Annotated in this window: 19 protein-coding genes; 5 read left to right on the top strand and 14 right to left on the bottom strand. The window is 67.6% G+C overall.

The features are described from left to right. Positions 1 to 138 precede the first annotated feature (138 nt). The 3 genes from mutS to katG all read left to right on the top strand — a co-directional run bounded on the left by mutS (position 139) and on the right by katG (position 5,894). Positions 139 to 2,760, top strand: a complete 2,622-nt coding sequence (gene mutS / locus ACZK08_RS05410) for a DNA mismatch repair protein MutS (protein ID WP_081284339.1) — start codon at positions 139 to 141, stop codon at positions 2,758 to 2,760. A gap of 137 nt (positions 2,761 to 2,897) precedes the next feature. Next, a complete protein-coding gene (locus ACZK08_RS05405; RefSeq protein WP_065181132.1) occupies positions 2,898 to 3,506 on the top strand; it encodes a DUF937 domain-containing protein in 609 nt (202 codons plus the stop codon). A 147-nt stretch (positions 3,507 to 3,653) separates the two neighbouring features. Further along, the gene (katG, locus tag ACZK08_RS05400) at positions 3,654 to 5,894 is read left to right on the top strand and encodes a catalase/peroxidase HPI (RefSeq protein ID WP_065181131.1); all 2,241 of its coding nucleotides are present in this window, start codon (positions 3,654 to 3,656) and stop codon (positions 5,892 to 5,894) included. Between the two features lie 108 nt (positions 5,895 to 6,002). On the opposite strand, the gene ACZK08_RS05395 is transcribed toward katG, so the two are convergent. Further along, a complete protein-coding gene (locus ACZK08_RS05395; RefSeq protein ID WP_053518953.1) occupies positions 6,003 to 6,410 on the bottom strand; it encodes an RNA-binding S4 domain-containing protein in 408 nt (135 codons plus the stop codon). Positions 6,411 to 6,419: 9 nt separating this feature from the next. Beyond that, a complete protein-coding gene (locus ACZK08_RS05390) occupies positions 6,420 to 6,656 on the bottom strand; it encodes a hypothetical protein (protein WP_053518955.1) in 237 nt (78 codons plus the stop codon). Between the two features lie 62 nt (positions 6,657 to 6,718). Here ACZK08_RS05390 and ACZK08_RS05385 point away from each other — a divergent pair, with 62 nt between their 5' ends. Further along, positions 6,719 to 8,176 (top strand): MATE family efflux transporter, encoded by a 1,458-nt coding sequence (locus ACZK08_RS05385; protein WP_053518957.1) that lies wholly within the window; start codon positions 6,719 to 6,721, stop codon positions 8,174 to 8,176. Between the two features lie 19 nt (positions 8,177 to 8,195). Here ACZK08_RS05385 and ACZK08_RS05380 read toward each other — a convergent pair whose 3' ends face one another. From ACZK08_RS05380 to ffh, 10 genes are all read right to left on the bottom strand, one after another. After that, a complete protein-coding gene (locus ACZK08_RS05380) occupies positions 8,196 to 8,603 on the bottom strand; it encodes a DUF1801 domain-containing protein (RefSeq protein WP_053518959.1) in 408 nt (135 codons plus the stop codon). 38 nt (positions 8,604 to 8,641) lie between these two features. Beyond that, entirely contained in the window at positions 8,642 to 9,076 is a 435-nt protein-coding gene (locus tag ACZK08_RS05375; protein WP_053518995.1) for a DUF1801 domain-containing protein, read from the bottom strand. A gap of 79 nt (positions 9,077 to 9,155) precedes the next feature. Continuing rightward, entirely contained in the window at positions 9,156 to 9,536 is a 381-nt protein-coding gene (locus ACZK08_RS05370; RefSeq protein ID WP_053518961.1) for a DUF6404 family protein, read from the bottom strand. A gap of 82 nt (positions 9,537 to 9,618) precedes the next feature. Further along, entirely contained in the window at positions 9,619 to 10,020 is a 402-nt protein-coding gene (gene rplS, locus ACZK08_RS05365) for a 50S ribosomal protein L19 (protein WP_053518963.1), read from the bottom strand. Between the two features lie 154 nt (positions 10,021 to 10,174). Further along, positions 10,175 to 10,933, bottom strand: coding sequence for a tRNA (guanosine(37)-N1)-methyltransferase TrmD (gene trmD, locus ACZK08_RS05360; RefSeq protein WP_065181130.1), 759 nt, complete (start codon positions 10,931 to 10,933; stop codon positions 10,175 to 10,177). Between the two features lie 2 nt (positions 10,934 to 10,935). Continuing rightward, positions 10,936 to 11,448 carry a ribosome maturation factor RimM gene (rimM, locus tag ACZK08_RS05355; protein ID WP_053518968.1) on the bottom strand — a complete coding sequence of 171 codons (513 nt, stop codon included), beginning with the start codon at positions 11,446 to 11,448 and terminating at the stop codon, positions 10,936 to 10,938. 44 nt (positions 11,449 to 11,492) lie between these two features. After that, positions 11,493 to 11,753 carry a 30S ribosomal protein S16 gene (gene rpsP / locus ACZK08_RS05350; RefSeq protein WP_005415733.1) on the bottom strand — a complete coding sequence of 87 codons (261 nt, stop codon included), beginning with the start codon at positions 11,751 to 11,753 and terminating at the stop codon, positions 11,493 to 11,495. Between the two features lie 136 nt (positions 11,754 to 11,889). Then, complete coding sequence (locus tag ACZK08_RS05345) at positions 11,890 to 12,672, bottom strand: aminotransferase class IV family protein (RefSeq protein WP_065181129.1); 783 nt, start codon at positions 12,670 to 12,672, stop codon at positions 11,890 to 11,892. After that, positions 12,669 to 13,745: an NAD(P)H-dependent flavin oxidoreductase gene (locus ACZK08_RS05340; protein ID WP_065181128.1), complete on the bottom strand. Its 1,077-nt coding sequence runs from the start codon at positions 13,743 to 13,745 to the stop codon at positions 12,669 to 12,671. The genes ACZK08_RS05345 and ACZK08_RS05340 overlap by 4 nt, the downstream gene beginning before the upstream one ends. A gap of 90 nt (positions 13,746 to 13,835) precedes the next feature. Next, positions 13,836 to 15,212, bottom strand: a complete 1,377-nt coding sequence (gene ffh, locus ACZK08_RS05335; RefSeq protein ID WP_053518973.1) for a signal recognition particle protein — start codon at positions 15,210 to 15,212, stop codon at positions 13,836 to 13,838. A 122-nt stretch (positions 15,213 to 15,334) separates the two neighbouring features. Here ffh and ACZK08_RS05330 point away from each other — a divergent pair, with 122 nt between their 5' ends. Further along, entirely contained in the window at positions 15,335 to 16,129 is a 795-nt protein-coding gene (locus ACZK08_RS05330; protein ID WP_053518974.1) for a cytochrome C assembly family protein, read from the top strand. A gap of 78 nt (positions 16,130 to 16,207) precedes the next feature. Here ACZK08_RS05330 and ACZK08_RS05325 read toward each other — a convergent pair whose 3' ends face one another. Together ACZK08_RS05325 and ACZK08_RS05320 are read right to left on the bottom strand one after the other, a co-directional pair. After that, on the bottom strand, positions 16,208 to 18,514 hold the full coding sequence (locus tag ACZK08_RS05325) for a tetratricopeptide repeat protein (RefSeq protein ID WP_478452547.1): 2,307 nt from the start codon (positions 18,512 to 18,514) through the stop codon (positions 16,208 to 16,210). A gap of 48 nt (positions 18,515 to 18,562) precedes the next feature. Then, the gene (locus ACZK08_RS05320; RefSeq protein WP_065181126.1) at positions 18,563 to 20,419 is read right to left on the bottom strand and encodes an ATP-binding protein; all 1,857 of its coding nucleotides are present in this window, start codon (positions 20,417 to 20,419) and stop codon (positions 18,563 to 18,565) included. Positions 20,420 to 20,494 lie beyond the last annotated feature (75 nt).

The following is a 20,494-nucleotide window of genomic DNA, read 5'->3' as shown; positions in this document are numbered from 1 at the left end:
TGATCGTCCGTGTCCCGGTTGGCGTCGCAACACGATCTTTGCCCAAGCAACTGGCCGTCGCAACACCGTCGCAACAAAAAACCCCGTTACTTGCCGTTTCGAACGGCAACCCGCCTTCACTGACAGAGACGGACTCCATTGCAAGCCACTGATTCAAAAGCGAAACACAGCGAATCCAAGGGTACTCAAGAGCATACCCCCCTGATGAAGCAGTTCTTCGCAGCGAAGTCCGAGTACCCGGATCTGCTGCTGTTCTTCCGCATGGGCGACTTCTACGAGCTGTTCTACGACGATGCACGCAAGGCTGCACGCCTGCTCGACATCACCCTGACCCAGCGCGGCAGTTCCGGCGGCGCCCCGATTCCGATGGCCGGTGTGCCCGTGCATGCCTACGAGGGCTACCTGGCGCGCCTGGTGGCGCTGGGCGAATCCGTGGCGATCTGCGAGCAGATCGGCGACCCGGCCCTGGCCAAGGGGCTGGTCGAGCGCAAGGTGGTCCGCATCGTCACCCCCGGTACGGTCACCGACGAAGCACTGCTCGACGAACGCCGCGACACCCTGCTGATGGCCCTGTCGCGCACCCGGCAGGGCTACGGCCTGGCCTGGGCCGACCTCGCCGGTGGCCGCTTCCTGGTCAACGAGGTCGACACCGACGACGCGCTGGAAGCCGAGCTGGCGCGCCTGGAGCCGGCCGAGCTGCTGGTGCCGGACGAGGAGAACTGGCCGGACTTCCTGCGCCAGCGCAGCGGTGTGCGTCGCCGCGCGCCATGGCTGTTCGATGCGGACAGCGGTCGTCGGCAGCTGCTGGCCTTCTTCAAGCTGCATGACCTGAGCGGCTTCGGCATCGACGACAAGCCACGCGCCACGGCCGCCGCAGGCGCCCTGCTCGGCTATGTCGAAGAAACCCAGAAGCAGCGCCTGCCGCACCTGACCTCGATCGCGATGGAAACCGCCGGCGAGGCGATCGCCATGAACGCTGCGACCCGCCGCCACCTGGAGCTGGATACGCGGGTCGACGGCGATACCCGCAACACCCTGCTGGGCGTGCTCGACAGCACCGTCACGCCGATGGGCGGCCGCCTGCTGCGTCGCTGGCTGCATCGCCCGTTGCGCCTGCGCGAGGTGCTGGTACAGCGCCACCATGCGGTAGCGACGCTGATCGATCGCGGCAGCGATGGCGACATCCGCGAACAGTTCCGTCGCCTGGGTGACCTCGAGCGCATCCTCACCCGCGTCGCCCTGCGCTCGGCACGCCCCCGCGATTTCTCGACACTGCGCGATGGCCTGGGCCTGTTGCCTGCGGTGCGCGACGTGCTGGCGCCACTGGACTCGCCACGCCTGCAGGCGCTGTACGCCGCGCTGGGCGAGCATGACGACTGCGCGCAGCTGCTCGCGCGTGCCATCGCTGAAATGCCGCCGCTGAAGCTCAGCGATGGCGGCGTGCTGGCCGATGGCTTCGACGAGGAGCTGGATGAGCTGCGACGCCTCTCCACGAACGCCGACCAGTTCCTGGTCGACCTAGAGCGGCGCGAGCGCGAAAGCAGCGGCATTGCCACACTGAAGGTCGGCTACAACCGTGTGCACGGCTATTACATCGAGATCAGCAAGGGCCAGGCCGACCGCGCACCGGTGCACTACACGCGCCGCCAGACCCTCACCAACGCCGAGCGCTACATCACCGAAGAACTGAAGGCGTTCGAGGACAAGGTACTGTCCGCGCGCGACCGCTCGCTGTCGCGCGAGAAGTTCCTGTATGAGCAGCTGCTGGACACGCTGGGTGCACAGCTGGAGCCGCTGAAGCAGTGTGCCGCCGCGTTGAGCGAACTGGATGTGCTGGCCGCATTCGCCGAGCGCGCGCAGGCACTGGACTGGTCGCGCCCGGAACTGGAAACGGCACCCTGCCTGAAGATCGAGCGCGGCCGTCACCCTGTCGTGGAAGCCGTGCGCGAGCAGCCCTTCGAGCCGAACGATCTGGACCTGCACCCGGACCGCCGGATGCTGGTCATCACCGGCCCGAACATGGGCGGTAAATCCACCTACATGCGGCAGAATGCACTGATCGTGCTTCTGGCCCACATCGGCTCCTTCGTACCGGCCAGCCGCGCCGTGATCGGCCCGATCGACCGCATCCTGACCCGCATCGGCGCCGGCGACGATCTCGCCCGCGGGCAGTCGACCTTCATGGTCGAAATGGCCGAGACCAGCTACATCCTGCATCACGCCAGCCCACATTCGCTGGTGCTGATGGATGAGATCGGCCGCGGCACCTCCACCTATGACGGCCTTGCCCTGGCCGACGCGGTGGCCCGCCACCTCGCCTACGAGAACCGCTGCTACACGCTGTTCGCCACCCACTACTTCGAGCTGACCGCGCTGGCCGACGAGCAGCACGAGGGCGGCCGCAGCGGTATCGCCAACGTGCACCTGGATGCGGTCGAGCATGGCGAAGCGCTGGTGTTCATGCACGCTGTGAAAGACGGCCCGGCCAACCGCAGCTTCGGACTGCAGGTGGCCGCGCTGGCCGGCCTGCCTCGATCGACCGTGGCACAGGCGCGGCGGCGCCTGGCCGAACTGGAACAACGGGGCAGCGAGAGCCACGCGGCGGAGCTGGCCCCTCAGGCGCTGGATGCCCCGCAGCAGTTCGGCCTGTTCAATGCCCCGTCCAGCAAGGCGCAGGAGGCGCTGGCCGCCATCGATCCGGACGAACTGACGCCCAAACAGGCGCTGGAAGCGCTGTATCGGCTGAAGTCACTGCTGTAACCGGCATGGGACCGGCGCAACGCCGGCCCCCCTCCCGCCCCCGGTCAGAGCGAGCCTGCGCCCGGCAGCCTTCGCATTTCCGTCGTGCAGGCGGCGTTATGCTCGGGCGGTCCTTCCTTCACAGAACGGAGACCGCCATGAACACCGAATCCCTCGCCGCATCCCTCTTCCAGCAGCTGCAGCAGGGGCAAGGCCTGCAGCAGGTTTCCCAGCAGCTCGGCCTGGACAGCAGCCAGACCACCCAGGCGGTGGGCAGCGCCTTGCCGCTGCTGCTGGGCGCAATGGGCCAGAACGCCAGCGAGCCGCAGGGCGCGCAGTCCCTGCTCAATGCGCTGCAGCGTGACCATCTGGGCAGTGGTGGGGGTGGCGGCTTCGACCTCGGCAGCATCCTCGGCGCAGTGATGGGTGGCGGCGGCAGCGGCGCCACCGATGGGGCCGGCATCCTCGGCCACATCTTCGGTGGCCAGCAGCCGCAGGCCGCGCAGGTGCTTGGCCAGAAGACCGGCCTGGACAGCGGCACCTCCGGCAAGCTGCTGGCGATCCTTGCGCCCATCGTCATGTCCTTCCTGGCCCAGCGCTTCGCCCAGCAGGGCAACGCCAGCGAACTCAGCAGCGCCCTCGGCCAGGAGGCGCAGCAGTCCGGCGGCATCGGCAGCATGCTGGGCGGTGTGCTCGATCAGGACGGCGACGGCCAGTTCGGGGCCAGCGACCTGCTGAAACTCGGCTCGGGGTTGCTCAAGCGCTGATCGCACACACCCGTACAAGCCCCGGACCTAATAGACAGCCACTATCGCATTGGTTGAATCAATCGAATTTACCGATCCACAGGCGCCACCTAATGTGGGTCGGGCCTCCCCCGATTCCACCTTTCGCCAGTCCACAGGTAGAGACCCATGAAAAGCGAAGCGAAGTGCCCCTTCAACCATGCCGTCGTCGGTGACGCGACGACCAACCGCGACTGGTGGCCGAACCAGCTGCGCGTGGACCTGCTCAACCAGCATTCCGCGCGCTCCAACCCGCTCGATGCCGGCTTTGATTACGCATCAGCGTTCAAGAGCCTGGACTATGCCGCGCTGAAGGCAGACCTGAAAGCACTGATGACGGACTCGCAGGACTGGTGGCCGGCCGATTTCGGTCACTACGGCGGCCTGTTCATCCGCATGGCGTGGCACAGCGCCGGCACCTATCGCATCGGTGATGGCCGCGGTGGCGGCGGCCGCGGCCAGCAGCGCTTCGCTCCGCTCAACAGCTGGCCGGACAACGTCAGCCTGGACAAGGCGCGACGCCTGCTGTGGCCGATCAAGCAGAAGTACGGCCAGGCCATCTCCTGGGCCGACCTGCTTATCCTGACCGGCAATGTCGCGCTGGAGTCGATGGGCTTCAAGACACTGGGCTTCGCCGGTGGCCGTCCCGATACCTGGGAACCGGATCAGGATGTGTACTGGGGCCGCGAAACCACATGGCTGGGCGGTGACGTGCGCTACAAGCACGGCTCCGAAGGCGTGGTGGAATCCCACGGCGTGCTGGTGTCCGATGACGATGCCGATGGCGACGTGCATTCGCGCAAGCTGGAGAACCCGCTGGCCGCAGTGCAGATGGGCCTGATCTATGTGAATCCCGAGGGCCCCGACGGCAATCCTGACCCGGTACTGGCTGCACATGACATCCGTGACACGTTCGGCCGCATGGCGATGGACGATGAAGAAACGGTGGCGCTGATCGCCGGCGGGCACAGCTTCGGCAAGACCCATGGCGCCGGCCCGGCAGACAACGTCGGCAAGGAGCCTGAAGCGGCCGATCTGGAGAGCCAGGGCCTGGGCTGGGCCAACAGCTTCGGCAGCGGCAAGGGCGGCGACACCATCACCAGTGGCCTGGAAGTCACCTGGACCCGTACTCCAGCGCAGTGGAGCCATGACTTCTTCGAGAACCTGTTCAAGTACGAATGGGAACTGACCAAAAGTCCGGCCGGCGCGCATCAATGGGTGGCCAAGGATGCCGAGGCGGTCATTCCCGATGCGCACGACGCCTCGAAGAAGCACCGCCCGACCATGCTGACCACCGATCTGTCGCTGCGCATGGATCCCGCCTACGAAAAGATCTCGCGCCGCTTCCTGGCCGATCCGCAGGCGTTTGCCGATGCGTTCGCGCGCGCCTGGTTCAAGCTGACCCATCGCGACATGGGGCCGCGCGCGCGCTATCTGGGGCCGGAAGTGCCGGCCGAAGAGTTCATCTGGCAGGATCCGCTGCCGGCCGCAAAGCACCCGCTCATCGATGCCAGGGATGTGGCCACCCTGAAGCAGGCGATCGCCGCAAGCGGCCTGAGCGTCCCTGAACTGGTCTCCACGGCCTGGGCATCGGCCTCCACCTTCCGTGGCTCGGACAAGCGGGGCGGCGCCAATGGTGCGCGCATCCGCCTGGCACCGCAGAAGGACTGGCCGGTAAACCAGCCCACCCGTCTGGCCAAGGTGCTGGCCGCGCTGGAAAAGGTGCAGAGCGGGTTCAATGCCGGCAGTGAAAGGCAGGTGTCGCTGGCCGACCTGATCGTGCTGGCCGGTGGCGTGGGCATCGAACAGGCCGCCAAGGCCGGTGGGTACAACATCAGCGTACCGTTCACTCCGGGCCGTACCGACGCCAGCCAGGAGCAGACCGACGTGGAATCGTTCGCGGTGCTGGAACCGGCGGCCGATGGATTCCGCAACTACCTCAAGGGCGCCTACAGCGTTCCGGGCGAAGCGCTGCTGATCGACCGGGCGCAACTGCTGACGCTGACCGCCCCGGAGCTGACCGTGCTGGTCGGTGGCCTGCGCGTACTGGGTGCCAATACCGATGGCAGCGCGCACGGCGTCTTCACCGATCGGCCCGGGACACTCAGCAACGACTTCTTCGTCAACCTGCTGGACATGGGCACGCAGTGGAAGGCCACCGGTCGTGAAACCTACGAAGGCCGCAGCCGCAACGACGGCGCCGCACGCTGGACCGCCACCCGTGCTGATCTGGTATTTGGATCCAATGCGGTGCTGCGTGCGCTGGCAGAGGTCTATGGCAGTGCAGACGGCGAGAAGAAGTTCGTGCAGGACTTCGTCGCGGCGTGGACCCGGGTGATGGAGCTGGACCGCTACGACCTGCACGGCTGATCACCGGCAGGCCCGGCGCTGCTGTCGGAAGGCCCGCCGGGCATGGCCCGGCGCTACCACTGGAAGGCTCGCCGGGCATGACCCGGCGCTGCCCTGGGGGCGTTTGCGTTACAGCGCGTCGATGTCGCCCAGCGCGCGGATCAGACGCCGCGCGCGCTTGTCCGGCTTGTGCTCCGGTGGCTGGAAGCCGTCGCGCGCGGCGATGCGCAGTGCGCGCTGCTCGGCGCGCCGTGCCTTCGAGGCCTCGCTCTCGGCATACAGCTGGTGCGCGACCGGGGCAGGCCCGCGCTGGTCGCTCAGGCCCATCACCTGGATCTCGAAATGCTCCTCGCCGCGATCGACCTGCAGGTGCTCACCCACGCGCACCGCGCGCGAGGACTTCGGCCGCTGACCGGCCACGCTGACCTTGCCGGTTTCGATGGCCTGCTTGGCCAGGCTGCGGGTCTTGAAGAAACGGGCCGCCCACAACCAGATGTCCAGACGGACACTGGGCGACAGCGGGGAAAGCTCAGGCATCGGCAGGTACTACTCCGTTCGCTTGTTCAGGGGGCGCGGATTGTCGGGGTCGGTGCGGCAGCCGCTGCCCCCGATCAGGGTCGGTGCTCCGGCAGCGAGATCCTGGCGCTGGCTGCCGACCAGACATTCGGGGCGGTCGGTCGGCCGCACCTGGGTATCGCCCAGCCGGTCTCCCGACGAACATGCGGCCAACAGGCCGCCAATCAAGGCCAACGTCATCGACCTCACCTGCTGTCGTTGATGCATTGCCACACCCCGCGAACCGGCTTGGTGCTAGTGTGCGCCTCCCGGGATTCGATCACCACCCCATGGCCAAAGCGCCGCTTGACCTGACCGCCGGCCCGATCGGCCGCAATCTCCTGCTGTTCTCGCTGCCGATCCTGGCGGGCAACATCGCGCAGTCGCTGAACGGTTCGGTGAACGCGGTATGGGTCGGGCGCTTCCTCGGCGAAGCGGCACTGACCGCCACCGCGAACGCCAACAACATCATGTTCTTCCTGATCGGTTCGGTGTTCGGCTTCGGCATGGCCTCCACCATCCTGATCGGCCAGGCCATCGGTGCACGGGATATCGCCCAGGCACGGCGCGTGGTCGGCACCAGTGCCACGTTCTTCATCGGCCTGTCGGCGATCATCGCCATCGCCGGCTGGTTCATGGCCCATCCGCTGCTGGCGGCGATGGGCACGCCGGCGGCCTCGCTGCCACTGGCCGAGGCCTATCTGCGCATCATCTTCCTGGCAATGCCGACGTTGTATGCCTTTGCCTTCCTCAGCGCCGCGCTGCGCGGTGCCGGTGACTCGCGTACGCCGTTCCGCTTCCTGCTGCTGTCGGTCGTGCTGGACATCGCATTGAATCCGGTACTGATCTTCGGCATGGGTCCGTTCCCGGAGCTGGGCATCGCCGGTTCGGCCTGGGCCACGCTGGTGTCGCAGACCCTCTCGCTGGGCGGCCTGCTGCTCTACATGCGGCACAAGCGCCACACGCTGTGGCTGGGTCGCGCCGACATGCGCCTGTTCAAGCTGGACCTGACCATCCTGAAGGCACTGGTGGTCAAAGGCGTGCCGATGGGCCTGCAGATGGTGCTGATCTCGCTGTCGGTGATCCTGCTGATGACCATGGTCAACCAGTACGGCACCGAAACCGCGGCGGCCTATGGCGCCTCGTTGCAATTGTGGAACTACGTGCAGATGCCGGCGATGGCGATCGGCGCGGCCTGTTCGACGATGGCCGCACAGAACGTGGGTGCCCAGCAGTGGGATCGCGTCCGCGGCACCGCACGCAAGGGCGTGCTGTTCAATTTCCTGCTGACCGGTGCGTTGATCCTGCCGCTGGTGCTGCTGGACCAGTACTCGCTGGCCCTGTTCCTGCCGCAGGGCAGCGAGTCGCTGCAGATCGCGCGCCACCTCAACCATGTGGTGGTCGGCTCGTTCCTGTTCTTCGGCGTGAGCTTCGTGATTTCCGGCGTGGTGCGCTCGACGGGTGCGGTGATTCCACCACTGCTGATCCTGGCCGCGTCACTGTGGGGCGTGCGCGTTCCGTTCGCCGAACTGCTGCAGCCCTATTGGGGCGCAGATGCAATCTGGTGGAGTTTCCCGGTCAGTTCTCTGGTGTCGATGCTGCTGTCGCTGGCGTACTACCGCTGGGGGGGATGGCGCAAGGCGAAGATGATCAGCACACCCGCGAAGGCCGAGGCGATTGCCACACCGTCGGAGATTCCCGCCTGCCCACCGTCACCGGTGGCGGACCCAGATGCCGTGACCCGGTAGCGCCGGGCATGGCCCGGTGCTACCGCTTGTTCTTCGCGGCGTTGTGCTTGGCCGCCGCGCGCATCAGGGTCTTGAACGCCGTGGCATCGGGCATGGTGCCTTCATGGATGTCGATCGCGCGCCGCGTGTTGCCTTCCAGGCTGGCGTTGAACAGGCGCTTCGGGTCCGGCAAGGCCGCCCCCTGGGCGAAGGTCAGCTTCACTGCCTGTTTGTAGGTCTCACCGGTGCACAGGATGCCGTGATGCTCCCATACCGGTGTGCCCCGCCATTTCCAGGTTTCCTGCACCTCCGGCAGCGCTTCATGGATCAGCGCCCGAACGCGTGCCAGCGTTTCACCGCGCCAGTCACCCAGTTCCGCGATGCGCGCATCGATCAGTGCGGCCGCGGGTGTTCCGGCGTCGTCGGGGTTCGGTGCATGCGTGGTCATCGTGTGCTCTCGTCGGCGGAACGTCCGGAATGGCGGGCTTACATGCGTTCGCCGGGCAATGCAGCGGCCTGGCGGACCCACTCGAGGAACTGCGCTTCATCCAGCATGCCCTCCTGCGTGATGTGCAGGTAGCGGGTATCGGCGCTTCTGGACGGCTCCGGTGGCATCGGTTGCAGGGCCGCACCGCGGAAAAACGCAACCTTGATGTAACGGGCGAAGCAATGGAAGCTGAGGAACCAGCCGGCATCGGCGGCCACCGCGTACATCGGCGAGTTCCACTTCACCGCCTTGTGCACGCCGGGCACGGCTTGGCCTATCAGTGCGTCGAGGCGTGCGCCGATGGGCTGCTTCCAGTCCGGCATGGCGGCGATGTACGCCTGCACCGGCGCATCACCCTCGCCCTTGGCGATCTGCGGATTTCCCCCGGACAGGAGCCTGGGTGCAGTGGAAGGTGCGGCTCGCTTGGAAGGCATCGCACGGCGCATGCATGGGAATGAAGCCGCAGACTAGCGCCATCGGCAGCCTGCGGTCACGGCGCACTGCGCCATCGCTTCAGTCCGCCAGCGAGGCCAGGAACTGGCGCCATTCGGGCAGCTGTCGTTGGCGTTGAAGCGAGCGCATCAGGAGCGCCATCACCACACCGAACAGGCCGCCCGCCAGCAATCCGGCACCCAGCAGCAGGCCGAGTGGACGCTCACCGCCCTGCCACAGCAGCAGCCACATCAGGGCGCACCAGAACAGGCCGAACAGCAGCCCCTGCACCAGCGCGTTGATGCGGAAACCGGCCAGGATCGGCGGCGGCACAGCGACGCCCATCCGCCACAGCGTCCGATGCAGCAACGGTGCGGACTGCGCGCGCGGCAGCCCCTTGTCGTCCAGCAGACGAAGCGCCGCGCGGATGCGGTCGGGATAGCGCAGGTCGTTCTTGTTCATCGCACGAACCTAGCGGATGCAGGAGCACAAACGCAAACGGCCGCCCGAAGGCGGCCGTCGCGGCAACAACCGGAGTTGTCTATCAGGCCTTTTCGGCCAGACGGGCAGCCTTGGCCTGCGCAGCGGCAGCCAGGTCTTCCTTGATGCGGGCAGCCTTGCCTTCCAGGCCACGCAGGTAGTACAGCTTGCCGGCGCGGACCTTGCCGCGGCGCTTCACTTCGACCGAGTCGATGATGGCGCTGTGGGTCTGGAAGACGCGCTCGACGCCGTAGCCGTGCGAGATCTTGCGGACGGTGAACGAGGAGTTCAGGCCGGCATTCTTGGTGCCGATCACAACGCCTTCGTAGGCCTGCACGCGCTCACGGTTGCCTTCCTTCACCTTCACGTTGACGACAACGGTGTCGCCCTGGCTGAACTTCGGCAGTTCGCGGGTGATCTGGGCGGATTCGAATTCCGCGACGATGGACTTGTTCAGCTTGCTCATGGGTTACACCGATTCTTGTTCGGGTGGGCGTGTCGATTCGACAACGTAGGCTCATGCAGTCACCGGACTGTGCTGCACGTTTGTTTTGGGTACTGCGCACGCCAGCCGGGGCCGGCGGGAATTGGCCATGATAGCCGATAACGCCAGCCCTGCGCTAGGGGCTGGCCTTTTGTTTCCGGGCCTGACGGCCCTGCTCCAGCAGTTTGCGGTCGGTCTTGCCCAGCGCGTGTTCATCCAGCAGGTCCGGGCGCCGCTGGGCGGTACGGACCAGGGACTGCTGGCGGCGCCAGGCGGCGATGGCCGCGTGGTTGCCCGAGCGCAGCACCTCCGGCACGTCACCCAGCGGGTGCTGGGCCGGCTGGCTGTAATGCGGGCAGTCGAGCAGGCCGAGGTCGCCCTCGAAGCTGTCCTGTGCCGCCGATTCAGCGTCATTCAGGGCCCCCTCCTGCAGGCGGGCCACGGCGTCGATGATGACCGCTGCGCCCAGCTCGCCGCCGGACAGCACGTAGTCGCCGAGGGAAATCTCCTCGTCGACATTGGCTTCCAGGAAGCGCTCGTCGATGCCCTCGTAGCGCCCACAGAGCAGGACCATGCGCGGCAGCGCCGCCAGTTCACGGACCTTGGCCTGGGTCAACGGCGCCCCCTGCGGGCTGAGGTAGATCACCCTGGCCGGGGTCGGATCGGCATTGCGGATCGCCTGCAGGCAGGCCTGCAGCGGTTCGATCAGCATCACCATGCCCGGGCCACCGCCGAAGGGACGGTCGTCCACCCGGCGGTAGTTGCCTTCGGCGTAATCACGGGGATTCCAGCCGTGAAGGCTGAACAACCCTTTCTCCTGCGCGCGCCCGACCACGCCCAGTCCAGCAGACTGGGCGAGGAACTCGGGGAACAGGGTGATGACGTCGAAACGCATGCTCAGAACTCGGGATCCCAGTCGACCACGACCAGGTTCGCCTCGAAGTCCACCGAAACGACGAAGTCCGGCAGCACGAACGGGATCATCCGCTCGCGGTCGCCACGGACCACCACCACGTCGTTGGCGCCGGTGCTGAACAGGTGCGAGACCTGGCCCAGGGCAACGCCCTCGGTCGTCTTCACGTCCAGGCCTTCCAGGTCGACCCAGTAATATTCATCCGGATTCGGCGGCGGCAGCGCGCTGCGCGGCACGTAGATCTCGGTGCCACGCATGGCTTCGACCGCGTCACGGTCCTCGACGCCGGGGAAACGCGCGACCAGGTGCTTGCCGCTGTCGCGACCCCGCACACCTTCAATCGTGGTTTCCACGCCGGACGGACTGCGCACGATCCATGGCTGGTAACGGAAAATGGCGGAACGTGGCTCGGTCCAGGACTCGAGCTTGATCTCGCCGCGCACACCAAAAGCGCCGACAATCCTGCCCAGCAGGATGCGGCGCTCGATATCTTTCATCTGCTTCAACCAAGAGGGCCACGCCGGAGCGTGGCCCGTCAGGATCAGGCCGCAGCGGCCTGGGACTTGGTCGCTTCCTTGATCAGGTTGCGGACCTTGTCGGTCGGCTGGGCGCCGTTCTTGACCCAATGGTCAACGCGGGCCAGATCCAGCTCGATGCGCTTCTCGGCGCCCTGGGCGACCGGGTTGTAGAAGCCAACGCGCTCGATGTTGCGGCCGTCGCGCGCGCTGCGCACGTCGGTGACGATGATGTGGTAGAACGGACGCTTCTTGGCGCCGCCGCGGGTCAGTCGAATCTTGACCATGGTGTGTTTTCCTATTGCCCAGTCGCCAGGATGGCGAGGTAAGCGGGCGATTATAGCGGCAGGGCGTGACCGAGCCAACCCCATGCGTCACGGTAGCGCCGGGCCATGCCCGGCGGCCGGCAGGCCATGCATCCGTTCAGGAAAGCGGTTGCCACGGCACGCCGGCCAGTACCGCCCTGCCCTGTTCAGCCAACGCCAGCGAGCCGGCCAGGGCCCGCCCATCAATGCTCTGCAGCGCCCAGAGTCCGCTGGCGTTGCAGGCAAACGCAGCCTGCACTCCATGCAGGGCGCCTGCCGGCAGGGGCCGGCACACCTGCGGTCCATTCCAATGCGCACGCAGCAGGGCCTCTGCGGTACCCCGCAGCGCGGCGGCGCGTGGCCAGATCAGTTGGTGCCCATCATGCACGGCCACGTTCCAGGTCGTGCCCTCGCTGACGTGCCCCTGCGTGTCCACGAAAAGCGCGTCGTCAAACCCGTCGGCCATCGCCGCGCGCCGCTGCGCGAACAGGCCGAACGTGCCGACGTGCTTGATCTGCGGCAGCTCCCGCTGCCAGGTGACGCTGCGCACGCGCCGCGGCGCGGACAGCGATACCGGCGCGGATACCGCCACCAGCACATCGACCGCCACGCGGGCCAGTGGATCGCGGAAGTCGAAGTGACGCGAGAACACCGTCACCCGCAGCGAGGCGTCGGCAAGACCGGCCCTCTGCAGCGCCTGCGCCATCCAGCCCCGCACCTGCGCCGTGTCCAGCTCGCTGCCGAACAGGTCTCGTGTGGCCTGCGACAGTCGAGCCAGATGCAGGTCCAATCCCTGCACTGCTCCGCCACGCACCTGCAGCGAGGTGAAGTGACCGTAATTCACCAGCGCCGGCAGCAGATCCTCCACCTGCGCCGGCTGGCCGTTGCAGGTCAGCATCATCGCAGCAGCGCCTGCGCCTGTTCCCACATGCCGCGCAGCACGTCGGCGGCCGGCTGGGCCGGCGCCATCCACGCCGCTTGCCCGGCCCAGGCCTGCATCGCCGCCAGCCGGTTCTCGCGTGTGGCCTGCGCGCGCATCGGCCCGGTCAGTCCACGCTGTACCGGGTACGGGCGCGGAGCCGGCGCACCGGCCGCCGCAGCGGCGCGTACATAGGGCGTTGCCAGGCCGCGGCCCAGTCGGCCACTGAACGCGCGCGTCGGCCAGGTATCCTCCGGTTCCGTGATCGCCAGCGCGTCGGCCCAGGCCGGCGCCAGTGCTGCCTCCGGTGTGCGCAGGAACGCGGTGCCGATCTGCACCGCGCTGGCACCCAGCGTCAATGCCGCGGCGATGCCACGCCCGTCGGCGATGCCACCGGCCGCGATCACCGGAATTTGAAGATGGTCCGCCAGCCGCGGCAGCAGTGCGAACAGGCCGACCAGCTGGCGTTCGGCCAGCGCCGGATCGAAGGCCCCGCGATGGCCACCGGCTTCAGCCCCCTGTGCCACCACCGCATCGGCCCCGGCGTCCTGTGCAGCCCGCGCTTCGGCCAGCGTGGTGGCACAGGCGATCCAGGCAATGCCGGCGTCCTTCAACCGCTGCACATGCGCGGGGGAAAGCACGCCCATGATGGTCGAGGCCACCGCCGGGCGCGCGGCCAGCAACGCAGCGAACTGGTCCTCGAAATCGGCTGGCGTGGCATCGGCCGCACTGGCCGGCACCTCCGGTCCCCACTGCGCGAGGAAGGCACGGCTGGCGGATTCGGCGACCACGTCGCGCGTCGGCGCCGGGTCCGGCAACCACAGGTTCACCTGCGCCGGGCCGGTGGAGATGGCCCGGAACTCATCCATCCACCGCCCGATATCGGCGGCCGAGGAGAGCACCGCGCCCATTGCGCCCATGCTGCCGGCATTGGCCAGCGCCGCCGACAACGGCACCGGACAGGCACCGGCCATGGGGGAGAGGAGGATCGGAAGCTGCAATGAAAAACGCCGACAGAAGGCGTCGGCGCGTTCAAGAATCGGCGATGCGTTCACGCGACATACCTGCGGGAGAGGTCGCCGCCCAGCATACGCCAGTCGTTGCAGGCGGGGTCGGATCCGAACAGGTTCCGCCCCCGATGTTGATCAACGGAACGGCATGCCGCGGCCACCCATGGCGCCCATCATGCCCTTCATGCTGCGCATCATGCCCTTCATGCCGCCGCCGGCCATTTTGCTCATCATCTTTTCCATCTGCATGTACTGCTTCATGAGCTTGTTGACGTCGGCCGGAGTCACGCCCGAGCCCTTGGCGATGCGCGCGCGGCGCGAGCCGTTGAGCAGGTTCGGGTTGCGCCGTTCCTTCTTGGTCATCGAACTGATGATGGCGATCATGCGGGGCACTTCCTTGCCCTGGCTGACCTGCTGCTTGAGGTGGTCCGGGATGTTGCCCAGGCCCGGCAGCTTGTCCATCAGGCCGCCGATGCCGCCCATGTTCTGCATCTGCTCCAGCTGGTCGCGCATGTCGTTCAGGTCGAACTTCTTGCCCTTGGCGACCTTCTCGGCCAGCTTGGCCGCCTTGTCCTTGTCGACCTGCTGCTCGACCTGCTCGACCAGCGACAGCACATCGCCCATGTCCAGGATGCGGCTGGCGATGCGGTCCGGATGGAACACATCCAGGCCGTCCGGCTTTTCGCTGACGCCGACGAACTTGATCGGCTTGCCGGTGATGTAGCGCACACTCAGGGCGGCACCGCCACGGGCGTCACCGTCGGTCTTGGTCAGCACCACGCCGGTCAGCGGCAGCGCATCACCGAAGGCCTTGGCGGTGTTGGCCGCGTCCTGGCCGGTCATGGCATCGACCACGAACAGGGTTTCTGCCGGGTTGACCGCTGCGTGCAGGGCCTTGATCTCGGCCATCATCGCTTCATCGATGGCCAGGCGGCCGGCGGTATCGACCAGCAGCACGTCGACGAACGACTTGCGCGCATCGTCGATGGCGGCGCGGACGATGGCTTCCGGCTTCTGGTCGGCGCTGGACGGGAAGAACAGCACGCCGACCTGTTCGGCCAGGGTCTTCAGCTGCTCGATCGCCGCAGGACGGTAGACGTCGGCCGAGACCACCATCACCTTCTTCTTGCGCTTTTCCTTCAGGTGCTTGGCCAGCTTGCCCACGGTCGTGGTCTTGCCGGCGCCCTGCAGGCCCGCCATCAGGATGATGGCCGGCGCCGGCACGTTGAGGTTCAGGTCGCTGGCTTCAGCGCCCATCACCGCGGTCAGCTCGTCGCGGACGACCTTGATCAGCGCCTGGCCGGGGGTCAGCGACTTCAATACTTCCTGGCCAACGGCGCGCACCTTGATGCGCTCGATCAGCGCCTGTACCACCGGCAGCGCGACATCGGCCTCGAGCAGCGCGATGCGGACCTCACGGGTGGCCTCGCGGATGTTCTCCTCGGTCAGGCGGCCACGGCCGCGCAGGCGCTCGATGGTGCCGGAAAGGCGCTGGGTCAGGGACTCGAACATGCGGTGCGACCTGTCTGAAAACGGGGGACAATAAGGCACACAGTATAGCCGGTCCGCCCCTGCTCCCGGGCTGCGACACGGCGGCCGTCGCCAGCACCCCGGGGGTATGCGAAACTGCCACGATGACAATCGTTCTCATCGCCGTCCTGCTCTACCTGGCCGCCAGCGTCCTGCTGGTGCGCGCGCTCGGCCGCGATGGTGCCGTAGGTTCGCCCGCCTGGCTGTGGCCGGCGCTGCCAGCCATCGTGCTGCATGGCGGCTATCACGTGATGGTGGCGATGCGCACGAACGGCGGGCCGGACATGCATTTCTTCGCGGCGCTGTCGCTGGTCGGCCTGGGCATGGCCTGGCTGACGTCGCTGGTGGGCGCACGCGGCCGCATGTCCGCGCTGGGCGTGGTGGTGTTTCCGCTCGCGGCACTGTTGCTGCTGGCCTATCACGGCTATGGCCACGAGCCGAGCAAGGTGCTGGGCTGGCGGTTGGCCAGCCATGCCTGGCTGGCCCTGCTGGCCTACGCCACGCTGAGCATCGCGGCATTGCTGGCGATCATGCTGTGGCTGCAGGAACGCGCGCTGCGCCGCCGCGAATTCCGGCCCTGGCTGCGCGCCCTGCCCCCGCTGGCCGATCTGGAAGCGCTGCTGTTCCGGGTCATCGCGGTGGGCTTCGCCCTGCTCACGCTGACCCTGGTCACCGGCGTCCTGTTCGTCGATGACCTGCTTGCACAGAAGCTGGTGCACAAGACCGTACTGAGCGTGCTGTCGTGGATCGTTTTCGGCGTGCTTCTGATCGGCCGCCGCCGCTACGGCTGGCGCGGGGTGAAGGCGGTGCACTGGACATTGACGGCCATGCTGTTGCTGCTGCTGGCCTTCTTCGGCAGCCAGTTCGCGATCGAGCTGGTGTTCGGACACTCCCGTTGATCGGATGACAGGTCCGCCGGGCATCGCCCGGCGGCGCAGAGCAGTAGCGCCGGGCCATGCCCGGCGAGCGAGGCGTGCCTACAGGCCGTACCGCTCGATCACGTCCAGATGCGGCTGGCGATCCTGGTCGCAGGCTTCGGCCAGGCGCAGCCAGCACAGCGGATGTGCCCAACCGGCGGTGGCCTGCTGCAGGAACCGGTGCAGCGCGAGCGGTGCGTGATCCTGAGGCTGGGCGATGGTGAACAGCAGCCCCGGCAGCGTGCCATCCTCGGCCTCCGGGTCGGTCACGGTGTAGTCGGGGCGGCTGTGGGCCCAGATTTTCCAGCCCTGCGCCTCAACCGCCTCGACCAGGGCATTCCAGGCGTCCTCACCCGGATGGGCGCCGTCGATCAGCCAGCTGCGGGCGAAGCCGCCCCGCTCCAGCACATGCACCTGTGCGTAGGTCGGGATGAAGTGCTCGCGTGCCTCCTCGTCTTCCGGTGCCGGATGCACCAGCGCCGCGTCGAACACCACCCAGTCACCCACCTGCTGGGCGTGGTTGGCCGGCGCGTTCTCGACGATGCGGGCGGTCACCGGGCCACTGCGCCGGGCGTAGTACTCCATCGGCTCGCCCTCTTCCTCGCTGCGGATGATCACCCAGCCCCACGGCTCTTCGACCACACCCTCGGTGCTGGACAGTTCCATGCCGATCGCCGCCGCCGACCGCCGCACGGCGTCCCAGTCATGCGCGGCGCTGGCGGCACTCATGTGGTCCCAATGCGCGGCATTGGGCTCCTCCAGCAGTTCGATCAGCTGCGCGTAGCAGGCCTGGGCATCGCTGAAGCGTCCGGTCTCCATATACATGCGGGCCAGCGTGCCACGCGCGCCATGCGATCCCGGCGACAGCTCCAGCAGTGCCTTTGCGGCCAGCTCCAACGCCGGCCAGTCGGACACCCGGCGCGCGCGCTGCACCTCGCACCAGTGGGCGAACACCGGCACGCTGTCGCGGAAGACATCCGCCAACCGGCGCAGGCCGGCGTCATCGCCCTGTTCGGCCAGCCACCGCATCAGCGTGTAGGCCGCGGCACCATCGTGCTGCGGATGCGCCGCCACGAAGTCCCACAGCAGTGTGCGTGCTTCGGCCTGCGCGCCGCAGGCATTGAGCGCCGAAGCCGCCGTGTCGGCCAACGGCTCATCATCGGGACACTGTGCGTGGGCCTGCAGCAACCATTGCGCCTCCTGCTCGGGGTCGCGCGAGTGGTTCTGCTCCCCGCGCGCTTCCAGCCACGCCAGCAGCTCCGTGGCCGGCACCGGCAACGGTGTCACCTCCGGCAGGCTTTCCACGCGTGCGGCCAGGGCGGCCACCAGCGCGGACGCGCCGCGGTCCTGGCGCAGCTGAGGAAGGTGGGCACGGGCCAGGCCCAGCTGCCGCTGCGCCACCCAGCGCGCGCCCCGCTGCAGTGCCAGCTCCAGGCTGAGCGCAGCCACCTCGATCAACAACCGGTGCGAACCGACGCGGGCGAAATGCTCGATGATGGTGTTGAAGCGCGTACCCAGGTCCCAGGTGTTGCGCGCCGGATCGCGCCGGCACAACGCGGCGGCGGTGTTCGCCCACAGTCGCCAGTAGTTCGGCGTCAGCTCGCTCCACGGCACCATCTGCTGCAGCGCTTCTTCGTCGCGGCCCAGCTGTGCCAGCGCCCAGGCCTTGGACAGGCGGCGCGGCACGGTGCAGTTGGCCGGCTCATACTCGCCCGAAGCGACCACCTCGGCCTCCCGCTTTTCGATCAGCGCCAGCGCTTCCTCAGCGCGGCCCAGGCCCAGAAGGATCTTGATCTGCATCTCCGGGAAGCTGTCGAACACCTCCTTGCCGCAGGCCTCGATTGCGTCAGCCTGTGCCTGCAGGTAATCCAGCGCCTCCTGGCCCCGATCGTCGTCCAGCAGCGCGTCTGCCTTCTCGCAGCTCAGGCACTGGAAGCAGGCCCAGCTCGGATCGATGCGTGCCAGGGTCTCGTCGCAGACCTCGACCCGTTCGGGCACCCAGCCGGGGCCGTCGATGTTGCCGTAGCAGGCGGCCAGATCCTGGGTCACGCAGATCGACTGCGGGCACTCCAGGGTGTCCTCGCGATGCGCACGCTCGAACAGCGCGACCGCCTCGCCCAGTGCACTTTCACCTTCGACGCGGTTACCCACGCGGTTGCGCAGCGCCCAGTGGCCGACGTAGACATCGACCCAGGGATTGTCCAGCGCCTTGCCCAGCGCACGCGCCTCGGGCAACAGCGCATCGACGCGGTCGACCTGCAGCTCGCTGACGTCGTCTGCAAGGCGGTTCAGCAGGTGCGCGTTCTGCACCTGCCCGGCCTGGCGCAGGTCGCCCTGCAGTTTTTCTACCCAGTTCCAGATGTCCATGAGGGGATTACGTGCTCCTGTCTAGCGAAGGCTGGATGAGAGCGGGCGTCAGCGCAGCATCTGCTGCAGCGCGCCCGCGATGTCGGTGAAGGCTCCATTGAGGTCGGGGCCTGCGGTTGCCGTCGTCCGCGCCAGGGGCCTGCCCTGCGCGGCGACGATGATCTTCAGGGAGCGCAGCAGGCGTGCAGCCGCTTCGGCCTGCGGGTGGCCTTCGCGCTGTGCGCGCAGCAGCGCCTGCACCGCGGTGTTGTCGAGGTTGAGATACAGCCGCGACGGTGCACGCGATTCGATGCGTGCAGTGAACTGGCGGGCCAGCCGCAGCGCGGCCATCGACACACGCTTGTCGTTCTCGTCGTCCTCCAGCCGCTGCTTCAGTTCGGCCTCGCGGTCGGGCACCACCACCACCGGCAGTGCCTCCGGACTGAAGCGCGCCGGCAGCAGCTGCTCACCATCGCCCAACTGCTCACGCAGCCAGGCCAGCTGCGCCTCATCGAGGCTGTCATCGGTACGGAACAGCGCGCGGTTGCCCTGCTCGGTGCCCAGTTCCACCAAGCGCAGGCCCTTGGCCTGGGCCCAGCGACGCAGGAACGGAACCACCGCATAACGATGGCCATGCGCGACCGGCACCCCCATCGCGCGGAACAGCATCTCTTCGAAACCGCCACCGTTGTCGAGGATCACATGCACGGCGCCGCGTGCCGGCAGCGCGCTGGCCGGCAGATCGCCCTGCGAGGTCGGCACGCGCACGTGCTCCACCAGCAGTTCGAACAAGCGGTCATCACACAGCGCCGCGCCCAGCAGCGCTTCGTTGTGGCGGGCCAGCACCCGGCGCCAGGCTTCAGGCTGCTGCCGTGCCACCTCGGCCAGCCCATCGATCAACGCTTCCAGCAGGGCGTGCTGCACGGCGCGGTAATGATCATCGCGCTGCAGATCCTCACGACTGGCGGTGGGCGTCAGCCGCGAGGACTCGATCACGCCACCGATGAAGCCGGCCCAGGGCGGCAGCAGGTCACGTGCATCGTCGTCCAGCAGCATGCCGCGCACGAACACCGACAGATTGCGGTTGTCACTGGTGCCATAGGTGGCGCCGTCCTGCACCCACAACAGGCCCGTGGCGTCGCTGACGTCATCGGCGCGCAGCGGCAGGGTGACGATGGGCTCGAAGTCATGCTCGAAACGCGCGGCGAACTGCAGGGACTGCCGGCGCGCCTGCACCGGGTGCAGCGCGACCTCGCCCTGCGCCCGCCACGGCGGCGGCTCCGGATTGATCGCCGAGGTGGCGGCACCGATGAAGATTGGTTCGGACAGCAGCGCGCAGTACCGCCCCAGCACCTCGTGCAGGCGTGCTTCGTTGGCCAGCGGCAGGAAGTCGGGGTGCAGTTCCAGCTCCACTTCGGTTCCGATCTCGCGCGCGGGCACTTCGCTGACCGTGTACTGCTCGGCATTGCTGGACACGTACAGATGGCCGAGTTCCGGCGTCTGGTAGGAGGTGGTGCGAACGCTGACCCGACGCGCCAGCACGAAGGCGGACAGGAAGCCGAGACCGAACATGCCGATCAGGCCATCCTCGTCGGCGCCGCCCTGGCGCAGGCCACGGGTGTAGCCGACACCGACGGTCGCCAGGTAATCGTGGATCTCCTGGCGGGTCAGGCCCGCCCCGGTATCGCTGATGCGCAGCACGCCGGCGGTGGCGTCGACCTGGACGGAGATCCGGGAAGGCACGTCCCTGCCCGGCTGCTCGATGCGACGGCGGATGATCGAGTCATGCGCGTTCTGCACCAGCTCGCGCAGGGCCACCATCGGCGTGGAGTACAGGTGCTTGCCCAGCACCGTCATCAGTCCATTGAGGTCGACGCCCGCACGGCGGATTTCGGCGGCGGGGGCGGTAAGCGCGGGGTCCTGCATGTAATCGTTTACTCCTGGGCACGGAAAGGCGCCACAGGGCGCCTTCGTCGAGCGGGAAAAACTAGCACAGGGAGG

The sequence above is a fragment of the Stenotrophomonas sp. 112478_Sma genome (assembly GCF_056479905.1).
The sequence above is the reverse complement of the archived record's forward strand: the minus strand, read 5'-3'. Positions and strand labels throughout refer to the sequence as shown.